The following is an 18,335-nucleotide window of genomic DNA, read 5'->3' on the forward strand; positions in this document are numbered from 1 at the left end:
TCCTCTCAACTGGCTCAATAAGCGATGCGGATGTCGGCGAAATCCAGTTCCTGCTCGGCTTGCGGTGATTGACCTTCGTCGAACAATAGCCGGTGAATACGTCGCGCCGACTCCTGAAACGCCACACCGCCAAGGCTGTGCAAATCGTATTGGTGGCTGTGGACTTCCGCCCTCACCCGGCCCGGATGGGGTGACAGCAACAGAATGCGGTTACCCACCACCAGCGCCTCTTCGATAGAGTGCGTGACGAACAGCAGCGTGAAACGCACTTCCTCCCAGAGCAGCAGCAACTCTTCCTGCATCTTGCGTCGGGTCAGCGCATCGAGGGCGGCGAAGGGTTCGTCCATGAGGAGGATTTTCGGCTGCATCGCCAGTGCCCGGGCAATAGCAACCCGCGCCTTCATCCCGCCCGACAGGGTATGCGGATAAGCATCGGCAAACGCCGCCAGACCGACCTTCTCCAGATAGTGCAGCGCCCGCTCTTCGGCCTCTTTGCGCTTGAGGGTTTTCGAGGCCAGCAGCGGGAACATCACGTTCTGTTTCACGGTTTTCCACGGCGGCAGTTGATCGAACTCCTGGAACACCACGATCCGGTCCGGTCCCGGCGCATCGACGCGCTGACCTTGCAGACGGATCTCGCCTTCCACGGGCTGGATTAAGCCGGCGGCGGCCTTGAGCAACGTAGACTTGCCACAGCCGGACGGCCCAAGCAGGACAAAGCGGTCCGCCGGATCGATCTCGAAACTGACTTGATGGGTCGCCCGCACCACACGCTGCGGCGTGCGGTATTCGAGGCTGACGTTATCGACCGACAGCAGCGCCTGGGCTGCCGCGATCGGTTTGCTGACCGTGTGGCCTTGCAAAGGGGCGTTCATTTCGGTCAGCTCCCTTGCAGCGGCTTGGCGTCCTGGAAGAAGTAGTCCTTCCATGAATCCGGTTTGTTTTTGATCGCGCCGACGCGGTAGAGGAACTCGGCCAACGGGTAAGTGTTTTTCGGCGTGACGCTGAATTCGAACTGCGGGTTGTCGATGATTTTCAGCAATGCGGCGCGGTCGATTTTGGCCTTGGTAACGCGGATGTAAGTGTCCGCCGCCGCGCCTTTGTCGTTCTGGGCGAACGCGGCCGCTTCGGTCAGCGCATCAATGAATGCCTTGTAGGTTTTCGGGTTCTCGTCGCGGAATTTCTCGGTGGCGAACAGCACCGTCGGCGAGTTCGGACCGAGCAAGTCATAGGTGTTCAGCACCACGTGCACATTGGGATTGGCCAGTTCCTGATCCTGGAATGGCGGGTTGGAAAAGTGCCCGCTCAGCTCGGTGCCGCCGGCCACCAGCGCAGCCGTGGCATCAGGATGTGGAACGGCGATGGTGTACTTGTCGAGGCGATTGAAGTCCTTGTCACCCCACTGTTTGGCCGCCGCGTATTGCAGGAAGCGCGACTGCACCGACACGCCCACCGCCGGCACCGCGATGCGGTCCTTCTCGGTGAAGTCAGCGATGGTTTTAACCTTGGGGTTATTGCTCACCAGGTAGTACGGAAAGTTGCCCAGGGAAGCCACGGCCTTGACGTTCTGCTTGCCATGGGTGCGGTCCCAGATGGTCAGCAGCGGGCCGACGCCTGCGCCGGCAATGTCGATCGAGCCCGACAGCAACGCATCGTTGACCGCTGCACCGCCGGAGAGCTGGGTCCAGTCGACCTTGATGTCGATACCTTCCTGCTTGCCGTATTTCTCGATCAGGTTCTGATCGCGCACCACATTGAGCAGCAGGTAGACGATGCCGAACTGTTCGGCGATGCGGATTTCACCTTCGGCGTGGGCCACGGTCGGCGCCACCAGGCTGCCGGCGATCAGGCTGAAACCCAGGCCGATGGCTGCGGCCAGCGGCGCGAATGGAATACGTTTGGACATGATCAAATCTCCGACAAATCAGAAAGGCGTGTCGCCCTGGATGGTGGTGCGATACAGCTTGCGGCGCAGATGGCTGGGGCATCCAGCAGCGAGGTGGATCAGCGAACGGTTGTCCCAGAACACCAGGTCATGGGCTTGCCATTGATGGCGATAGATGTTTTGCGGCAGCACGCTGTGGGCATATAGCTCGGTCAGCAGTTGCTGGCTCTCGTCCTCCGGCAGACCAACAATACGGGTGGTGAACCCTTCGCTGACGAACAACGCCTTGCGACCGTTTTCCGGGTGGGTGCGCACCACCGGATGCACCACTTCGGCGACCTGGGCGAGTTGCTCCGGGGTCAGGGTCGGGCGCCAGTTGCCTTCGAATTTGGTCTCGCTGTAACGCGCCGTGTAGGAATGTGCCGCCGATCGACCTTCCACCGCTTTGCGCAGCGCGTCGGGCAGGCTGTCCCAGGCTTTGTGCATATCGGCGAACAGCGTGTCGCCGCCCTCCGCTGGCAGCTCTTGGGCATGCAGCATCGAGCCAAGGCTCGGCAGTTCTTTGTAGGAGAGATCTGAATGCCAGAACTTGCCGGCGTCGCCCAAGCCGATGTTCTGGCCGTTCTCGACGATGTTGGAAACGATGAGGATTTCCGGATGCCCTGCCAGCAGGAACTGCTTGAGCACGTGAATCTGCAACACACCAAAACGATGGCTGAAGTCGATGTGCTGTTCGGGGGTGATGCGCTGGTCGCGGAACACCACCACATGATGGTCCAGATGCGCGCGGTGAATGCGTGCGAAGTCCTGATCATTGATCGGACGGGACAGGTCGAGGCCGATGATTTCGGCCCCCACCGCACCGCTGAACGGGCGGATTTCAAAGAACTGTGGCGCGATGCTTGGCGAAGCTGAAGCTGCAGACATAAATCACTCCCACGCACGGCACGCTCAAAGGCGCGCGCGTCGATCAGAAACTCACGGAGATCCCGTGTTGGTTCGTGTCGTGCGGCGCGCCGATTGATCGGCAGGTACGCAGGAGATTGACTTTATAGATATAAGAATTGAAATTTAAATACCGTTAATGAATAACGATATGGCGATTGATCAGGAATGGTCGGGGATGATGAGTGACGTTTTATGTCACTTATTGATGTGGATTGAGTGTTTCCACTGACACCATCGTCGGAACGCCGCCCGGAGCAAGCTCGCTACCACAGGGGTTCTCCGTTGGGCACAAGATTGTGCTCCAGCAAAAATCCAATGTGGGAGATTCTATGTTTGGGGGGAACCCCAAGCATAGAATCTGGCCTGTATTCACTTTGGTTTTTCATCAGCGCGAACATCACTCTGGCCAGCTTGCGTGCCAGGATAACCAAGGCTTGAGTGCCTTTTAGGCCTCTGGTCAGATAGCTCTGGTAGTACGGTTTCCAGACCGGCGAAGTGACCAGCGTCCGGCTGACCCGGTCTTCCAAGGCCTTGCCGGTGGCCTGGGCCTTGTTCAGCTCGGTGCGTGCTTCGTTGAGTTGGGTCAGGGCTTCGCTACGGAATTTGCCACGGGTTTCATCGACCTTGCGCTGCATTTCCTTGATTGCCGATTCGGCTCGCGGAATCGCCAGGGTGGTGGCGTCGAGCCGACCATGGGTCTCCGCTTCGGCACGCCTTAGCCGCAGGACTTCCACCGGCGATACCGCGCCCTGGGCCACCAACGGCTCGGACATGCTGATTTCCTGACGCTGGAAGCCCAATTGCTGGCGATACTGCGCCTGCTTGGAGGTGCGGGCAATGACATCCTGCTCGGCGGCACTGGCAACGACACGCTGATGGGGTGGCCGTCACGTTTGCATCCACTGCCCGGTGACGATTTCGTCACCGGGCCACATACTGGCGTGCAGTTGACCTATGCTGCTGACAGCATGACGCTGGCTCAAATCCGAGGGGTGCTCAATGTTTTACGTGCAACGCGATGCGCAGGGTCTGTTGGTACGCGTGGAACCCGCCGCCTACGCCGAGGCCACGGAAACGCTGCCGGCCGACCATCATGAAATCCAGACCTGGTTTGCCAACGCGGCTGTGGAGAACAGCCTCAAGCAGCTCAAGCAAAGTGACCTGGAAATGATCCGGGTACTCGATGACTTGATTCAGGTGCTGACCCAGAAAGGCGTGATCCGCGTCACCGACCTGCCAACGGCGGCCCAGGCCAAGCTCATGGACCGTAACCTGGCCCGTGAAGCCTTGGGTGGCTTGAGCCAATTGATCGATGATGAAGAGACCGGGTTGATCTGATCATTGATCTTCAGTGACTGTTCCAACCTCATCGCGGGCAACCCAGCTCTAAAGAGTTACTTCCAGGGCCTGGGCTCGCCGAACAACTGGCCCTGCACACCGTACAGCCCCATCTCGCGAATCACCGACAACTCGCCTTCAGTCTCGACCCGCTCGGCAATCAGCGGCAAATCAATGCTGTGCGCCGCTCGCTGGATCGCCTCGATGAACAGGCGTTTGTCGCTCTCCAGATCAATCGACCGAATGTAGCTGCCATCGATCTTCAGGTACGCCAGCCCCAGCCGTGCCAGGTTGCCGATCATGCTGAAGCGGCCACCAAAACGTTGCAGGCTCAGGGAGAAGCCGAGTTCGCGCAGGCGCCGGGTCAACTGCTCGAGCACCGCCTGGTCAGGCAGTTGCTCTTCGCCAATCTCCAGGGTCAGGCGCGGGCCCAGGTTGGAATGCGCACGCAGTATCTCGAAGATTTTGTTTTGCGCCTGCGGGTCGCCCAGGGTCGCCGACGACAGATTCAGCGCCAGAGACTCCTCATGCTCGCTCATTTGCTCCAACACCCGTTCGAGCATCAGCCGATCCAGACGCGCAGTCCAGCCGAAGCGCTCCAGCCATGGCAGAAAATGCCCGGCGGGGATGGTCTGGCCGTGTTCGTCGAGCAGTCGCGACAGTACTTTGTAATGCAGTACCAGTTGCGTGTCCTGGGCGGCCACTACCGGTTGGAAATACAGCTCGAAACGTTGCTGAGTCAGCGCCTGGTCGAGCATGCGATGCCAGGCGTGGTGATCGTCGCCGACACTGGCCGAGAGGCTGTGTTCGATACAGGCCCAGTTCTGCTCGCCCTGACCTTCGGCCTGCGCCAGCGCCTGATCGCCGAGGCTGAGCACGGCTTGCGGCGAGTCGCGGTGAGCAAAAGGCGCCAGGCCGATAGACGCCACGGCAGCCACATCGGTGGCGCCGGTAGCGTGCAGACTGGCCAAGGCACTATCGAGGTTCTGTGCCAGTTGCAGCGCCTCTTCACGTACCAGCCCCGGCGCAAGCACGGCAAATTCGCCACCGCGGATACGGGTCACCAGGTTCTGGGTTTCCGGATATTTGGCGCACTCGCGAGACAGTTGCTCACCGACGGCCTTGAGCACTTCATCGGTGCGCTGGCCGCCGAGGCGCTGGTTGAGACCGGCCAGATCCTTGACCCGCAACAGCAGCAGGTAACCCGAACTGGCCTGCTCCGGGTTGCTCACCCGCGCATTCAGTTGCATCTCGAAATAACGCCGGTTCGCCAACCCGGTCAATGAGTCCTGATAGGACTCGACCCGTAGTTTTTCACTGCGCTCGGCCTGCTCCTGGAACAGCGCCTTGAGCTTCTCGACCATCTGGTTCATGGCCTGCACGACCCGGCGAAGTTCGGGGGTGCGCGGCAGTTCCGGCAGGCTGAGGAATTCCCGCCGGGCGATGGCGTGGGATTGTTGGACCATGTAATCCAGTGGCCTCAATTGCTGACGCAGCAACAGCGCGCCGAGTACCGCACTGACCGCGCCACATAGCAGCAACCAGCCCAGGCTGCCCAAAGCGCTTTGCCACAACTTGGCCAGCGCGAACATCGGGTGGCTGACCACCTCGACCCGGGCAGCCTGCTCCCAGCCGCGGCTGACGATCGCGTCACCACCGGCGGGTTCCAGGCCGATCAGTTTGACGAACCAGTCCGGAACGTTGTTCACCGCCGGGATACCCGTGCGCTCAACCAGGGTCTGGTCGGTCTTGAGATCGACCACGCGGATGCTCGCGTAGTAACCGCTGTCGAAAATCGAGCTGACCAGCAACTCGACCATCGCCGGGTCGTCGATATTCGGTGTCAGGGAAAGTGCCAGCGCCGTCGCGGCGTCCTGGGCATGGGAGCGCAACTGGTTGACGTACTGTGTGCGCGAGCTCTCCAGACTGACCATGAAACTGCCGGTGAAGGCGACCACCAGGAACAGACAGATAGCAATCAACAGCTGTTTGAACAAAGACATCTGAGCGTGTGCTCCTAGTTGGTCGTCTCGACCGGGAATCCTTCGGCCTGCATCTTTTTCAGCAGATCCTGCCAACGCGAAAGGCGTTTGGTATCGCCGACCTTTTTATTGCCCTTGGCGTCCGGCAGCCACACCCCTTCCGCATTGAAAGAGTAGACCGGCAGCAAATCCTTTCGCTGGCTGGCCGGCTTGATTGCATCAATCAGGCTGTCGAGCACCAGGGGCTCTGCTTCCGGACTTGAGTAGTAGGTCAGCACCATGTGCGCGCGATTCCGGGTCAGTGCCTTGACATAGGTAATGCGCAGCTTTTCACTGGCTACACCGAGGTGACGCAGGCTAAAGTACTTGGCAATCGCGTAGTCTTCACAGTCTCCGGCGCCTTTCCAAAGGGCTTCGATCGGGGTTTCCCAGTAATCGACTTCGTGCCACAGGTCGATGTCTTCGACGTATCGCAGTTGTTTATTGAAGAAGCGATTGACCACATTGAGTTGTTCCAACTCGCCGATCTGCTTCTGGCTGGCCAACAAGTGTTGCCAATCATTAATGCGCTGCTGACCTTCTCCCAAAGGTCCGTACAATGCCTGCGCCCGCCGGCTGATCAGGGAAAAGTCCCAATCGGCGCTCAAGCTGCCCAGCATCACGCCAGCCAGCAGCAATGCGCTGCACAGCCAGCGTAAAATCCGCGGGATCGTTAAACTTGCCGCCAATGCGAGGCATCCTGGATAGGCAGGAGGGAGTCATTTGAATGGTGCAGGTTAGACCGGAAAAAGACAATGGCACATTGCAATCACTGGCGGCGCGCTAAACTGCAAGAAAGGCACTCGTGAACTTGTTTGACAAGCCGTCAGTCAATTACTAGTGTCGCTTGGATCCAAAAAATTCCATCAATCAGGGTGCGTTTAGTGACACAAAAGCCCAACCCTCTCAGCAGTATCAAGGTCAACGGGCCGATTCCCGCTCATATGGCACGCTCGGTGATCGAAGAAACCCTGCGCGCAGCCATACTCGACGGGCGCATTCCTTGCGGTGCGGCCCTGCGCCAGCAAGACCTCGCCGACCTGTTCGGCGTCAGCCGCATGCCCGTACGCGAAGCCTTGCGCCAGCTCGAAGCTCAATCGTTGCTCAACGTGATTGCCCACAAGGGCGCCGTGGTCGCGCCGCTGGTCCAGGGCGACGCCGTGGAAACCTACGCGCTGCGCATCCTGCTGGAATCCGAAGCCCTGCGTCTCTCGGTGCCACTGCTCCAGGACAGAGATCTCGAACAGGCTGCCCGTTACATCGACGAACTCGAAACGCAAAACGACTACACCGAAATCGGACGGCTCAATCGCCTGTTCCACATGGCGCTTTACAGCCGGGCGCCCAATCGCCGGCTGTTGAAACTGGTCGAAGACGGCCTGATCGAAGAAGAGCGGTTCCTGCGTTTCAACCTGGAAGCCATGGGCCTGGGCAAATTGTCCCAGGACGACCACCGGGCACTGTTGCGGGCCGCCGAAGACCGGGACGTCGAACGCTCGATGAAACTGCTCGAACATCACCTGAACCGAGGGGTCGAGGTCATTACGCGCTACCTCAACAGCCCTGAAGTACAGACCAAAAACACGTCGAAGTAACCTGCAGTGGCAAGCCCGGGGAGGCACACCGAAAGGTTCGCCTCGCTTGCCGCACATTCCTCCGAATGTGCATGCGAATAATTTGATTACAACCCCCCCTGTGCTCATACCACACCACCCTCGCGACGCCATACCGCAACCCAATGCCTTGCCACCTTCAAACCTGACCATCGCAACGATTGCGTGATGCCTCAGTAATGGCGGCCGCCTTGATTTGCGCCCACTCTGGGTAACCAAGACAAAATAAAACGGGGGACTCGCCGTGCGAATGGCGTAGCCCCCGCCCCAAGAAGCGAAGGAAGGAGCCTCATTACGGGAACGGAAGGATCGGCATCACTCGCGACCTGCTTCCACCCCCTCAGACACCCCCAACGACGCCCGATAAAAAGTTACTTCGAGTGAGGCATTCACTCTTTATTCAATTCTGACTTATATAGATTGGAAGGAGTAACTACGCTCAAATAAAACCAATATAAAAAGTTTTATTGGAACTTGTCATCTTTCAAAAAGTTGAATATTAAAATAATAGCAAAACAACTTGATCAACACTTTATATGTGTATTAGTTTTTCTTCGCCGCCAGCCACAAGTGACAGCAATGCCTTGGTTACTCGGCATCTATAGCACTGAAAAAGATCAATTCGTTTGAGGTACCCGTTCGCCAGGAGAAAACTTCCAGCGAACTTCAGTGCTTGATTACTTCTCACCTCAGATCACTTACAGGCTCATCCATGAAACCAACTAAAGAACGTCTGCTTCAAAAAAAATCCGAACTTAGCGAACATCCGATTTTCTCTGAAATACATTCGCTTGCGGTCCTGCGACGCTTCATGGAAACCCACGTGTTTGCCGTATGGGACTTCATGTCGCTGACCAAGCGCCTGCAACAGGAGCTGACTTGCGTGCAACTGCCCTGGTTGCCGCCACAGGATCCCCAGGCAGCGCGGTTGATCAACGAGATCGTGCTGGGTGAGGAGTCGGATGACCGCCCGGCCCAAGGTCATTACAGCCACTTCGAGTTGTACCTGGATGCAATGCGCGAGGTCGGCGCCTGCACCGTTGCCATCGAACGCTTCGTGACCCTGCAGCAAGAAGGCGTGAGCTACGACGTGGCCTTGCAGAGCGTCAACGTCGATCCGGCGGCCGCAAATTTCGTTCGCCATACGCTACACACAGCACTGCATGCGCCGGGTCACAGTGTGGCGGCGGCGTTTCTGCACGGTCGCGAGAGCGTTATCCCGCGGATGTTCCAGCGCATCCTCGACGATTGGGGCATCGGCATCGAGCAGGCGCCGACCTTCCGTTACTACCTCGAACGACACATAGAAGTCGACTCCGAGGACCACGGCCCGGCAGCGGAAAAGCTCCTGTCGCGATTGGTCGATAGCGACCCGCAACGGCAGGAAGACGTGTACGCCAGCGCCATCGCTGCCGTGGAAAGTCGTATCGCCCTGTGGGACGGGTTGCGCCTGAGCATGAACGAATCCGTCACGGAGGTGAGCGCATGAACGCCGCCGACTACCAATCCTTCGCCGACGCCTGGGAAAGTCGCGCGACCATCCGCACTCGCCCGCGCCGCGTTCTGGAGAACGACGACAAACTGATCTACCCCTTGAGCCGCCAACCGCTGGTGCTGAGCGAAACCTTTCTGCGCGAATGCCCGGAACAGCGCGACTTCGCCCTGGTGCAGACGCTCTACAAGTTCATCAACGATGTGGTGATTTTCGAAACCGAGATCGTCGACAAAACCGCCCGCAGCATCGCCAAGAATCGCTTCGCGTTCGAGTTCCCGTTCGCCTGCCGCTACGACGCCATGACGGTCGTGGTGGACGAGGATTACCACGCACTGGTGGCGATGGATTTCATGCAACAGACCATCGCGTTGACCGGCATCCCCCCCATTGAATTGCCGGATGAGATCGAGCTGAGCCGGGCGATACCGGCGGCCGTGGCGCTAGCACCGGAGCACCTGCGCAGCGCTGTAGAGCTGATCTGCGTGGCCATCGCCGAAAACACCGTGACCGGTGATGTCGCTGCGTTCGCCAAGGACGACACGGTCAAGCAATCGATCAAGGGCCTGATGGCCGATCACCTGCTGGACGAGGGCCGTCACTCCGGTTTTTGGGCGCGACTGGTACGCATCTACTGGCATACCGCAAGTGCAGATGACCGCCAGTACATCGCGCAGATCCTGCCGGTATTCATTGGCCATTACCTGACCAACGACATCCAGAAATCCTTCGACTTCCGATTGATCGACGCACTGCAGATCAACGACGCGGCGCGTCACGCACTCAAGAGCGAAGTGTCGGCAATGGCCTTCCCGATCAATCGCCATCACCCGCTGGTGGCCAACATTGTGCGGTTTTTCCACAGCAGTTCGCTGCTCGATTCGCCGTGCGTACAAACCGCCCTCAGCGACTATCTGGTTTGACGAGGAGCCCATCATGAGACGTCTCGACATTTTGCTCACCGGAAAAAGCCAGGCCCTGACCGACCTGGCGCTGGAACTCGAACAACACGGTCACTCACTGACGCGGATCTGCGCGCTCGACGATATGCCTGGACAGGCTGATCTGCTGATCGACGATGGCACACCGTTTCAGTACATCGGGGATGCGCAACGACTGACATTGCAATTGGGTCTCGGCCTGCCACAGGCCTCCGGTCTGCCATCGCTGGACGTGTTGTGCTGCCACGGCTCAACGCTGCTGACCCGTGTACCCATTGCCGATGAACCGTCGGGTAACGGTCAGGTTTTGCGTATGCAGGCGATGACAGCACTGGTTGACCACGTGGCGCTGCTGGTCAGCCGCTACTCGCGCGATGCCGACTATTTTCGACATGCCGTACCCGCCGTACCCGCCCGCTTCGAGCGCATCGAGAGCCTGCGGTTCCTGGACAGCCTTGCGTTCGTGCATCGCCTCAATGGCACCGCCGACCCACGGCTGCAGCAACTGGCGCAAACGCCGATGATCGAAAGGCTGGAACAACAATTCATCCAGAGCGCCGACCACCCGGCCTTGAGCATCGCTGGCAATACCCTCGAGTATCGCCAGCTACACGCCCATAGCCGCGCCATCGAACAACGTTTGCGACCGCTGCTGGATCAGCATCAAGGCCCGGTAGTCATCGGAATCTGCCTGCCCAAATGCAGTGCGCTGTATGCGGGAATCCTGGCGATCCTGGGCAGTGGCGCGGTGTACTTGCCGCTGGAGCCGAGCCATCCGATGCAGCGTCAGCAGTACATCCTGTCGAACGCCGGCGCGGTGTTGTTGCTGCATGACGGCGAGCATCCCTTGGCGAGCGAGATGCCAGGGCTGGACATCAGCAGTATCGACGTCTATGACGCAGACCTCACTCAACCGTTGATGCGCCAACGCCCCGACCTCGATGCACCCTGCGTGGCGCTCTACACCTCGGGCACCACCGGCCATCCGAAGGGCGTGCTGCTCAGCCAGGCCAACCTCGCGCACTTCACCCACTGGTACGCCGACTATATGCAGTTGACCGGACAGAGCCGGGTGTTGCAGTTTTCTTCGTTGAGTTTCGACTCATCGCTGATCGACATCTTCCCGACCTTGTTACAAGGCGCCGAGCTGATCGTGCCCGGTGATGACCAACGCCGCGATCCGCTGCAACTTGTGGAACTGATTCGTCATCGACAACTGTCCCACGCCTTTTTACCGCCCGCCTTGTTGAGCATCCTGCCACTGGAGCAGTTGCAGTGCCTGGATCATGTGATGACCGGCGGCGATGTCTGCGAGCCGTGGGTCATCGAGCAACTGAGCCGTCAGGGCAAGCTCTACAACCTCTACGGGCCGACCGAAGCCACGGTGCTGATTACCGCGCGGCGGCTCCAGGCGGGCGACAACAACCGCTCGCTGGGTGCGCCGATCGCCAACAGCCAGGTGTTGATTCTCGATGATGACTTTCAACCGGTGGCCGAACAGACCGTCGGTGAGTTGTACATCGCCGGCCCGGGTGTGTGCCTGGGTTACCTGAACAACCCGCAGCAAACCGCCGAGCGCTATCTGGACCTGAACTTGCCTGACGGCCGGACCCTGCGCGTCTATCGCACCGGGGACATGGCGAAGTGGACGGCTGATGGGATCGAACTCTGCGGTCGGCGTGATAATCAGGTGAAGATTCGCGGCTTCAGGGTCGAGCCGGAAGAGATTGAGCGCTGTCTGCGCGACAGCCAGTTGTACCGCCAGGTTGCCGTGGTCATCGATAGCCAGCGACGGATTCTGGCCTTCCTTGCCCAACCTCAGGAAGACCTCCCCGGCACCGCTCGCCAAGCGTTGAAGGCCCACGCGACACAGCACCTGCCGGACTACATGCACCCCGTTGCATGGACCGAGCTGGCAAGCATGCCTTACGCCAGCAATGGCAAGGTCGACCGCAAGGCGTTGCTGGATCTGCCCGTGAGCGTCACCGATAACCCTTCACGGCGCCTGCCCGTCAACGCCGATGAGGCCCTGCTGCTGGACATCTGGGCCAAGTTGCTGGAGCTGCCGGCGAGCGACATTTCCACCGACGAAAGCTTCTTCAATCTGGGCGGGCACTCGATCCTGCTGTCGCGCATGCTCCTGCGACTGCGCGAGGAATTCGGGCGCAGCATATCGATCAACCGCTTTATCGAACTGCCCACCATCACCAAACTGGCGACTCTGGTGCGCGGCTCCGGCAGTGAAGAGGTACTGAGCGAACAGGCCCTGCGCGATGCCTTCCGCGAACTGGATATTCAGCCGTTGCCCATCAGCCGCATGGGCGATGTGCACAAGGTGATCGTCACCGGCGCCAACAGTTTTGTCGGTGTACATATCGTCGAGGCGTTGCTGGCCTGGGGGGCCAGCGAAGTCGCCTGCCTGGTTCGTGACGGCAATGGGCAATCGGCGGACGAACGCTTTGCCCAGGCGCTGCGGGAGAACCGTCTGGAGCATCTGGAGATGAGCCGGGTGAGGGTTTACGCGGCGGACATAACGCGGCCGCAACTCGGTTTGGCGCCCGAGGCTTACCAGCGACTGGATCGAGAATTTGGCGCACTGGTGCACAACGCGGCCAACGTCAATCACGTCCTCGATTACGAGTCGCTGGCGCGGGACAACGTCGAGCCGATTTTCGAATGTTTGCGCCTGTGCGAAGGGCGCAGCAAAAAAATCTTCAATTTCGTCTCGACGCTCTCAGCCTCCAGCACGATATCCGCCGAAGGCCGAGTGCTTGAGTTGCCAGCCGCCCCGACACCACCCATCTACATCAAGAACGGCTACAACCTGTCCAAATGGGTCGGCGAGCGAATCCTCGAACGGGCGCGGGGGCTTGGGGTTCGGGTCAATCTCTACCGTCCCGGCAACATCAGCTTCAACAGCCTCACGGGTGTGTGCCAGCCGCACAAGAACCGCCTGATGCTGATGCTCAAGGGCTCGATCCAGCTTGGCCAGGTGCCGGAATTCGCCTTGAACTTCGACCTGATGCCGGTGGACTTTCTCGCCCGATTCATCGCCTTCCACGCCAGTCGTTATCAACCGGAACAGGCTGTGTTCAACCTGCACAACCCCGAGCCCCTGAGCTGGGACAACTACGTGGCGTCCTTCCGCGAGGCAGGGCGTGAGTTCGCGATGGTCAGCGTCGCCGACTGGCAACAGCAACTGGGTCGGGTCGACAGCGACAACGCGTTGTTCGGCGTGCTGGGGTTCTACCTCAACGGCTTTGAGGAGGACATCGGCGACATCTCGATGATCGGGCACGACAACGCCCAGGCCGGCGTTCGGCTGATGGGTGCGCACTACCCGCAAAAGTCCCCGGCGCTGCTGCGTCGCGGCTGCGACTACCTCAAAGAAATCAACTTCATCTGACTCAACCCCAACGGAGCAAAACCATGAGTACTCTGCAACCCGATACACTGATCAAAAACCCTCAAGGCTGCCACGTGGTGTCCTCGGTGGACGTTCCCGCCGACGCTGCGCAGGTATGGGCCGTAGTCGGTAACTTTGCCCGCTTCGATCGCTTCATCCCGGCACTGTCGCACATCGAAATGACCGGTGAAGGCGTGTCATCGCTTCGTAAAAAGTTTTTCAAGGACGGCAACCTGGTGGTCGAACAACTCAACTCTCGGGACGACCAGGCACGGCACATGACCTGGACCACCCTCTACAACACCCTGGGTGTGGCCAATCTGTGGGCAGCGATGAGTGTTGAACCACTGTATGCGGGCAAGTCCCGAGCAACCTGGACCATCATTGCCGACCCGGCACAGGGTGGCGCCGAGGTACTGCCGGCATTCAAGGATTTCGTACAGGGTTTTGCCGATGATGCGATGAACAATGTACTGAAACTGTTTGCGTAAGACGTGAAAAAGCCCGTTGTGGAGAGGCTCCGCAACGGGCTTTTCAGTACCCCTGAAACGACGAAACCCCTGTCTGCGTTAGCAGACAGGGGTTTCGGAATTCGATCTTGACGATGACCTACTCTCACATGGGGAAACCCCACACTACCATCGGCGATGCATCGTTTCACTTCTGAGTTCGGGATGGGATCAGGTGGTTCCAATGCTCTATGGTCGTCAAGAAATTCTGTGACCAGCCCGTTAAAACTCCAACGCGCCAGTGAAAATTGGTGACTTCTACTAAAACAAAACCCCTACCTGCATGCGCAGATAGGGGTTTCGGAATTTAATCTTGACGATGACCTACTCTCACATGGGGAAACCCCACACTACCATCGGCGATGCATCGTTTCACTGCTGAGTTCGGGATGGGATCAGGTGGTTCCAATGCTCTATGGTCGTCAAGAAATTCGGGTACTGAGTCGTGACCAGATGGCCTCGCTTCAGCAAATTGGGTATGTGATAGCTTTCGGTGTTTTGTGAGCGTCGAACTTTCGGTTCATTTTCGTCTTCACACACCGCAATCTGATGCTCTTTCGAGTAGTCAAATTGCTTGGGTGTTATATGGTCAAGCCTCACGGGCAATTAGTATTGGTTAGCTCAACGCCTCACAGCGCTTACACACCCAACCTATCAACGTCGTAGTCTTCGACGGCCCTTCAGGGGACTCAAGGTCCCAGTGAGATCTCATCTTGAGGCAAGTTTCCCGCTTAGATGCTTTCAGCGGTTATCTTTTCCGAACATAGCTACCCGGCAATGCCACTGGCGTGACAACCGGAACACCAGAGGTTCGTCCACTCCGGTCCTCTCGTACTAGGAGCAGCCCCTCTCAAATCTCAAACGTCCACGGCAGATAGGGACCGAACTGTCTCACGACGTTCTAAACCCAGCTCGCGTACCACTTTAAATGGCGAACAGCCATACCCTTGGGACCGGCTTCAGCCCCAGGATGTGATGAGCCGACATCGAGGTGCCAAACACCGCCGTCGATATGAACTCTTGGGCGGTATCAGCCTGTTATCCCCGGAGTACCTTTTATCCGTTGAGCGATGGCCCTTCCATACAGAACCACCGGATCACTAAGACCTACTTTCGTACCTGCTCGACGTGTCTGTCTCGCAGTCAAGCGCGCTTTTGCCTTTATACTCTACGACCGATTTCCGACCGGTCTGAGCGCACCTTCGTACTCCTCCGTTACTCTTTAGGAGGAGACCGCCCCAGTCAAACTACCCACCATACACTGTCCTCGATCCGGATAACGGACCTGAGTTAGAACCTCAAAGTTGCCAGGGTGGTATTTCAAGGTTGGCTCCACGCGAACTGGCGTCCACGCTTCAAAGCCTCCCACCTATCCTACACAAGCAAATTCAAAGTCCAGTGCAAAGCTATAGTAAAGGTTCACGGGGTCTTTCCGTCTAGCCGCGGATACACTGCATCTTCACAGCGATTTCAATTTCACTGAGTCTCGGGTGGAGACAGCGCCGCCATCGTTACGCCATTCGTGCAGGTCGGAACTTACCCGACAAGGAATTTCGCTACCTTAGGACCGTTATAGTTACGGCCGCCGTTTACCGGGGCTTCGATCAAGAGCTTCGCGTTAGCTAACCCCATCAATTAACCTTCCGGCACCGGGCAGGCGTCACACCCTATACGTCCACTTTCGTGTTTGCAGAGTGCTGTGTTTTTAATAAACAGTCGCAGCGGCCTGGTATCTTCGACCGGCGTGGGCTTACGGAGCAAGTCCTTCACCCTCACCGGCGCACCTTCTCCCGAAGTTACGGTGCCATTTTGCCTAGTTCCTTCACCCGAGTTCTCTCAAGCGCCTTGGTATTCTCTACCCAACCACCTGTGTCGGTTTGGGGTACGGTTCCTGGTTACCTGAAGCTTAGAAGCTTTTCTTGGAAGCATGGCATCAACCACTTCGTCACCCAAAGGGTAACTCGTCATCAGCTCTCGGCCTTGGAATCCCGGATTTACCTAAGATTCCAGCCTACCACCTTAAACTTGGACAACCAACGCCAAGCTGGCCTAGCCTTCTCCGTCCCTCCATCGCAATAACCAGAAGTACAGGAATATTAACCTGTTTTCCATCGACTACGCTTTTCAGCCTCGCCTTAGGGACCGACTAACCCTGCGTCGATTAACGTTGCGCAGGAAACCTTGGTCTTTCGGCGTGGGTGTTTTTCACACCCATTGTCGTTACTCATGTCAGCATTCGCACTTCTGATACCTCCAGCAAGCTTCTCAACTCACCTTCACAGGCTTACAGAACGCTCCTCTACCGCATCACCCGAAGRTGATACCCGTAGCTTCGGTGTATGGTTTGAGCCCCGTTACATCTTCCGCGCAGGCCGACTCGACTAGTGAGCTATTACGCTTTCTTTAAAGGGTGGCTGCTTCTAAGCCAACCTCCTAGCTGTCTAAGCCTTCCCACATCGTTTCCCACTTAACCATAACTTTGGGACCTTAGCTGACGGTCTGGGTTGTTTCCCTTTTCACGACGGACGTTAGCACCCGCCGTGTGTCTCCCATGCTCGGCACTTGTAGGTATTCGGAGTTTGCATCGGTTTGGTAAGTCGGGATGACCCCCTAGCCGAAACAGTGCTCTACCCCCTACAGTGATACATGAGGCGCTACCTAAATAGCTTTCGAGGAGAACCAGCTATCTCCGAGCTTGATTAGCCTTTCACTCCGATCCACAGGTCATCCGCTAACTTTTCAACGGTAGTCGGTTCGGTCCTCCAGTCAGTGTTACCTAACCTTCAACCTGCCCATGGATAGATCGCCCGGTTTCGGGTCTATTCCCAGCGACTAGACGCCCTATTAAGACTCGCTTTCGCTACGCCTCCCCTATTCGGTTAAGCTCGCCACTGAAAATAAGTCGCTGACCCATTATACAAAAGGTACGCAGTCACCCAACAAAGTGGGCTCCCACTGCTTGTACGCATACGGTTTCAGGATCTATTTCACTCCCCTCTCCGGGGTTCTTTTCGCCTTTCCCTCACGGTACTAGTTCACTATCGGTCAGTCAGTAGTATTTAGCCTTGGAGGATGGTCCCCCCATATTCAGACAAAGTTTCTCGTGCTCCGTCCTACTCGATTTCATGACCAAGAGATTTTCGCGTACAGGGCTATCACCCACTATGGCCGCACTTTCCAGAGCGTTCCGCTAATCTCAAAGCCACTTAAGGGCTAGTCCCCGTTCGCTCGCCACTACTAAGGGAATCTCGGTTGATTTCTTTTCCTCAGGGTACTTAGATGTTTCAGTTCCCCTGGTTCGCCTCTTGCACCTATGTATTCAGTACAAGATAACCATCTTATGATGGCTGGGTTCCCCCATTCAGACATCTCCGGATCAAAGTCTGTTTGCCGACTCCCCGAAGCTTTTCGCAGGCTACCACGTCTTTCATCGCCTCTGACTGCCAAGGCATCCACCGTATGCGCTTCTTCACTTGACCATATAACCCCAAGCAATCTGGTTATACTGTGAAGACGACATTCGCCGAAAATTCGCACTTGCTCAWAGAGCAACTCACAAATTTTACCTTAGCCTGATCCGTTACCAGTGAAAGTAACGTTCAGTCTATCTTTCTATCACATACCCAAATTTTTAAAGAACGATCTAATCAAAAGACTAGAAATCAATATTCACATCGGAATACTCATTTCTAAACTTTCAGAAGCAGTTATATGGTGGAGCCAAACGGGATCGAACCGTTGACCTCCTGCGTGCAAGGCAGGCGCTCTCCCAGCTGAGCTATGGCCCCATAACAAAATTGGTGGGTCTGGGCAGATTCGAACTGCCGACCTCACCCTTATCAGGGGTGCGCTCTAACCAACTGAGCTACAGACCCAATTTCGAGCGCGTAACTGTTAGCTTGGAGCTATCAGCTTGGAGCTTAAAGCTGCTTCTATCGTCTTCTTCAATGAATCAAGCAATTCGTGTGGGAGCTCATGGAGCAGCTGAGTCGTCGATTAAGGAGGTGATCCAGCCGCAGGTTCCCCTACGGCTACCTTGTTACGACTTCACCCCAGTCATGAATCACACCGTGGTAACCGTCCTCCCGAAGGTTAGACTAGCTACTTCTGGTGCAACCCACTCCCATGGTGTGACGGGCGGTGTGTACAAGGCCCGGGAACGTATTCACCGCGACATTCTGA

Annotated in this window: 12 protein-coding genes, 2 tRNA genes, 4 rRNA genes and 1 pseudogene; 7 read left to right on the plus strand and 12 right to left on the minus strand. The window is 57.5% G+C overall.

The features are described from left to right. Positions 1–14: 14 nt before the first annotated feature. From AC1DWG_RS14250 to AC1DWG_RS14265, 4 genes and pseudogenes are all read right to left on the minus strand, one after another. Positions 15–875 carry an ABC transporter ATP-binding protein gene (locus AC1DWG_RS14250; protein ID WP_477763719.1) on the minus strand — a complete coding sequence of 287 codons (861 nt, stop codon included), beginning with the start codon at positions 873–875 and terminating at the stop codon, positions 15–17. A gap of 5 nt (positions 876–880) precedes the next feature. Continuing rightward, positions 881–1,906, minus strand: coding sequence for an ABC transporter substrate-binding protein (locus AC1DWG_RS14255; protein ID WP_477787928.1), 1,026 nt, complete (start codon positions 1,904–1,906; stop codon positions 881–883). Between the two features lie 18 nt (positions 1,907–1,924). Next, on the minus strand, positions 1,925–2,812 hold the full coding sequence (locus AC1DWG_RS14260) for a TauD/TfdA dioxygenase family protein (protein ID WP_477763718.1): 888 nt from the start codon (positions 2,810–2,812) through the stop codon (positions 1,925–1,927). A gap of 506 nt (positions 2,813–3,318) precedes the next feature. Further along, positions 3,319–3,678: pseudogene (locus AC1DWG_RS14265) on the minus strand (HlyD family type I secretion periplasmic adaptor subunit); the annotation flags it as partial. Between AC1DWG_RS14265 and AC1DWG_RS14270 the strand changes: the two are divergent. Both AC1DWG_RS14270 and AC1DWG_RS14275 read left to right on the plus strand, forming a co-directional pair. Next, complete coding sequence (locus tag AC1DWG_RS14270; RefSeq protein ID WP_477763717.1) at positions 3,634–3,930, plus strand: hypothetical protein; 297 nt, start codon at positions 3,634–3,636, stop codon at positions 3,928–3,930. The pseudogene AC1DWG_RS14265 and the gene AC1DWG_RS14270 overlap by 45 nt on opposite strands. Then, positions 3,833–4,171: a tryptophan synthase subunit beta gene (locus tag AC1DWG_RS14275; RefSeq protein WP_477763716.1), complete on the plus strand. Its 339-nt coding sequence runs from the start codon at positions 3,833–3,835 to the stop codon at positions 4,169–4,171. The genes AC1DWG_RS14270 and AC1DWG_RS14275 overlap by 98 nt, the downstream gene beginning before the upstream one ends. A 56-nt stretch (positions 4,172–4,227) precedes the next feature. Here the strand turns inward: AC1DWG_RS14275 and lapD are convergent, their stop codons facing one another. Continuing rightward, on the minus strand, positions 4,228–6,174 hold the full coding sequence (gene lapD, locus AC1DWG_RS14280) for a cyclic di-GMP receptor LapD (protein WP_477787929.1): 1,947 nt from the start codon (positions 6,172–6,174) through the stop codon (positions 4,228–4,230). Positions 6,175–6,188: 14 nt separating this feature from the next. Then, on the minus strand, positions 6,189–6,881 hold the full coding sequence (lapG, locus tag AC1DWG_RS14285) for a cysteine protease LapG (RefSeq protein ID WP_477755373.1): 693 nt from the start codon (positions 6,879–6,881) through the stop codon (positions 6,189–6,191). Between the two features lie 195 nt (positions 6,882–7,076). Here lapG and AC1DWG_RS14290 point away from each other — a divergent pair, with 195 nt between their 5' ends. The 5 genes from AC1DWG_RS14290 to AC1DWG_RS14310 all read left to right on the plus strand — a co-directional run bounded on the left by AC1DWG_RS14290 (position 7,077) and on the right by AC1DWG_RS14310 (position 14,135). Then, the gene (locus AC1DWG_RS14290) at positions 7,077–7,787 is read left to right on the plus strand and encodes a GntR family transcriptional regulator (RefSeq protein ID WP_477763714.1); all 711 of its coding nucleotides are present in this window, start codon (positions 7,077–7,079) and stop codon (positions 7,785–7,787) included. Positions 7,788–8,517: 730 nt separating this feature from the next. After that, a complete protein-coding gene (locus AC1DWG_RS14295; protein WP_477755375.1) occupies positions 8,518–9,294 on the plus strand; it encodes a DUF3050 domain-containing protein in 777 nt (258 codons plus the stop codon). Beyond that, positions 9,291–10,220 (plus strand): diiron oxygenase, encoded by a 930-nt coding sequence (locus AC1DWG_RS14300; RefSeq protein WP_477763713.1) that lies wholly within the window; start codon positions 9,291–9,293, stop codon positions 10,218–10,220. The genes AC1DWG_RS14295 and AC1DWG_RS14300 overlap by 4 nt, the downstream gene beginning before the upstream one ends. Before the next feature lie 13 nt (positions 10,221–10,233). Further along, the gene (locus tag AC1DWG_RS14305; protein ID WP_477787930.1) at positions 10,234–13,644 is read left to right on the plus strand and encodes a non-ribosomal peptide synthetase; all 3,411 of its coding nucleotides are present in this window, start codon (positions 10,234–10,236) and stop codon (positions 13,642–13,644) included. A gap of 23 nt (positions 13,645–13,667) precedes the next feature. Further along, positions 13,668–14,135 (plus strand): SRPBCC family protein, encoded by a 468-nt coding sequence (locus tag AC1DWG_RS14310; protein ID WP_477763711.1) that lies wholly within the window; start codon positions 13,668–13,670, stop codon positions 14,133–14,135. A gap of 105 nt (positions 14,136–14,240) precedes the next feature. On the opposite strand, the gene rrf (AC1DWG_RS14315) is transcribed toward AC1DWG_RS14310, so the two are convergent. The 6 genes from rrf (AC1DWG_RS14315) to AC1DWG_RS14340 all read right to left on the minus strand — a co-directional run. After that, positions 14,241–14,356, minus strand: a 5S ribosomal RNA gene (rrf, locus tag AC1DWG_RS14315). 108 nt (positions 14,357–14,464) lie between these two features. Further along, positions 14,465–14,580, minus strand: a 5S ribosomal RNA gene (gene rrf, locus AC1DWG_RS14320). A gap of 158 nt (positions 14,581–14,738) precedes the next feature. Continuing rightward, positions 14,739–17,632: ribosomal RNA gene (locus tag AC1DWG_RS14325) — 23S ribosomal RNA — on the minus strand. Positions 17,633–17,865: 233 nt separating this feature from the next. Beyond that, positions 17,866–17,941, minus strand: a tRNA-Ala gene (locus AC1DWG_RS14330). A 10-nt stretch (positions 17,942–17,951) separates the two neighbouring features. Continuing rightward, positions 17,952–18,028: transfer RNA gene (locus AC1DWG_RS14335), tRNA-Ile, on the minus strand. Between the two features lie 122 nt (positions 18,029–18,150). Further along, positions 18,151–18,335, minus strand: a 16S ribosomal RNA gene (locus tag AC1DWG_RS14340); the annotation flags it as partial.

The sequence above is a fragment of the Pseudomonas sp. P4_B3 genome (assembly GCF_056402295.1).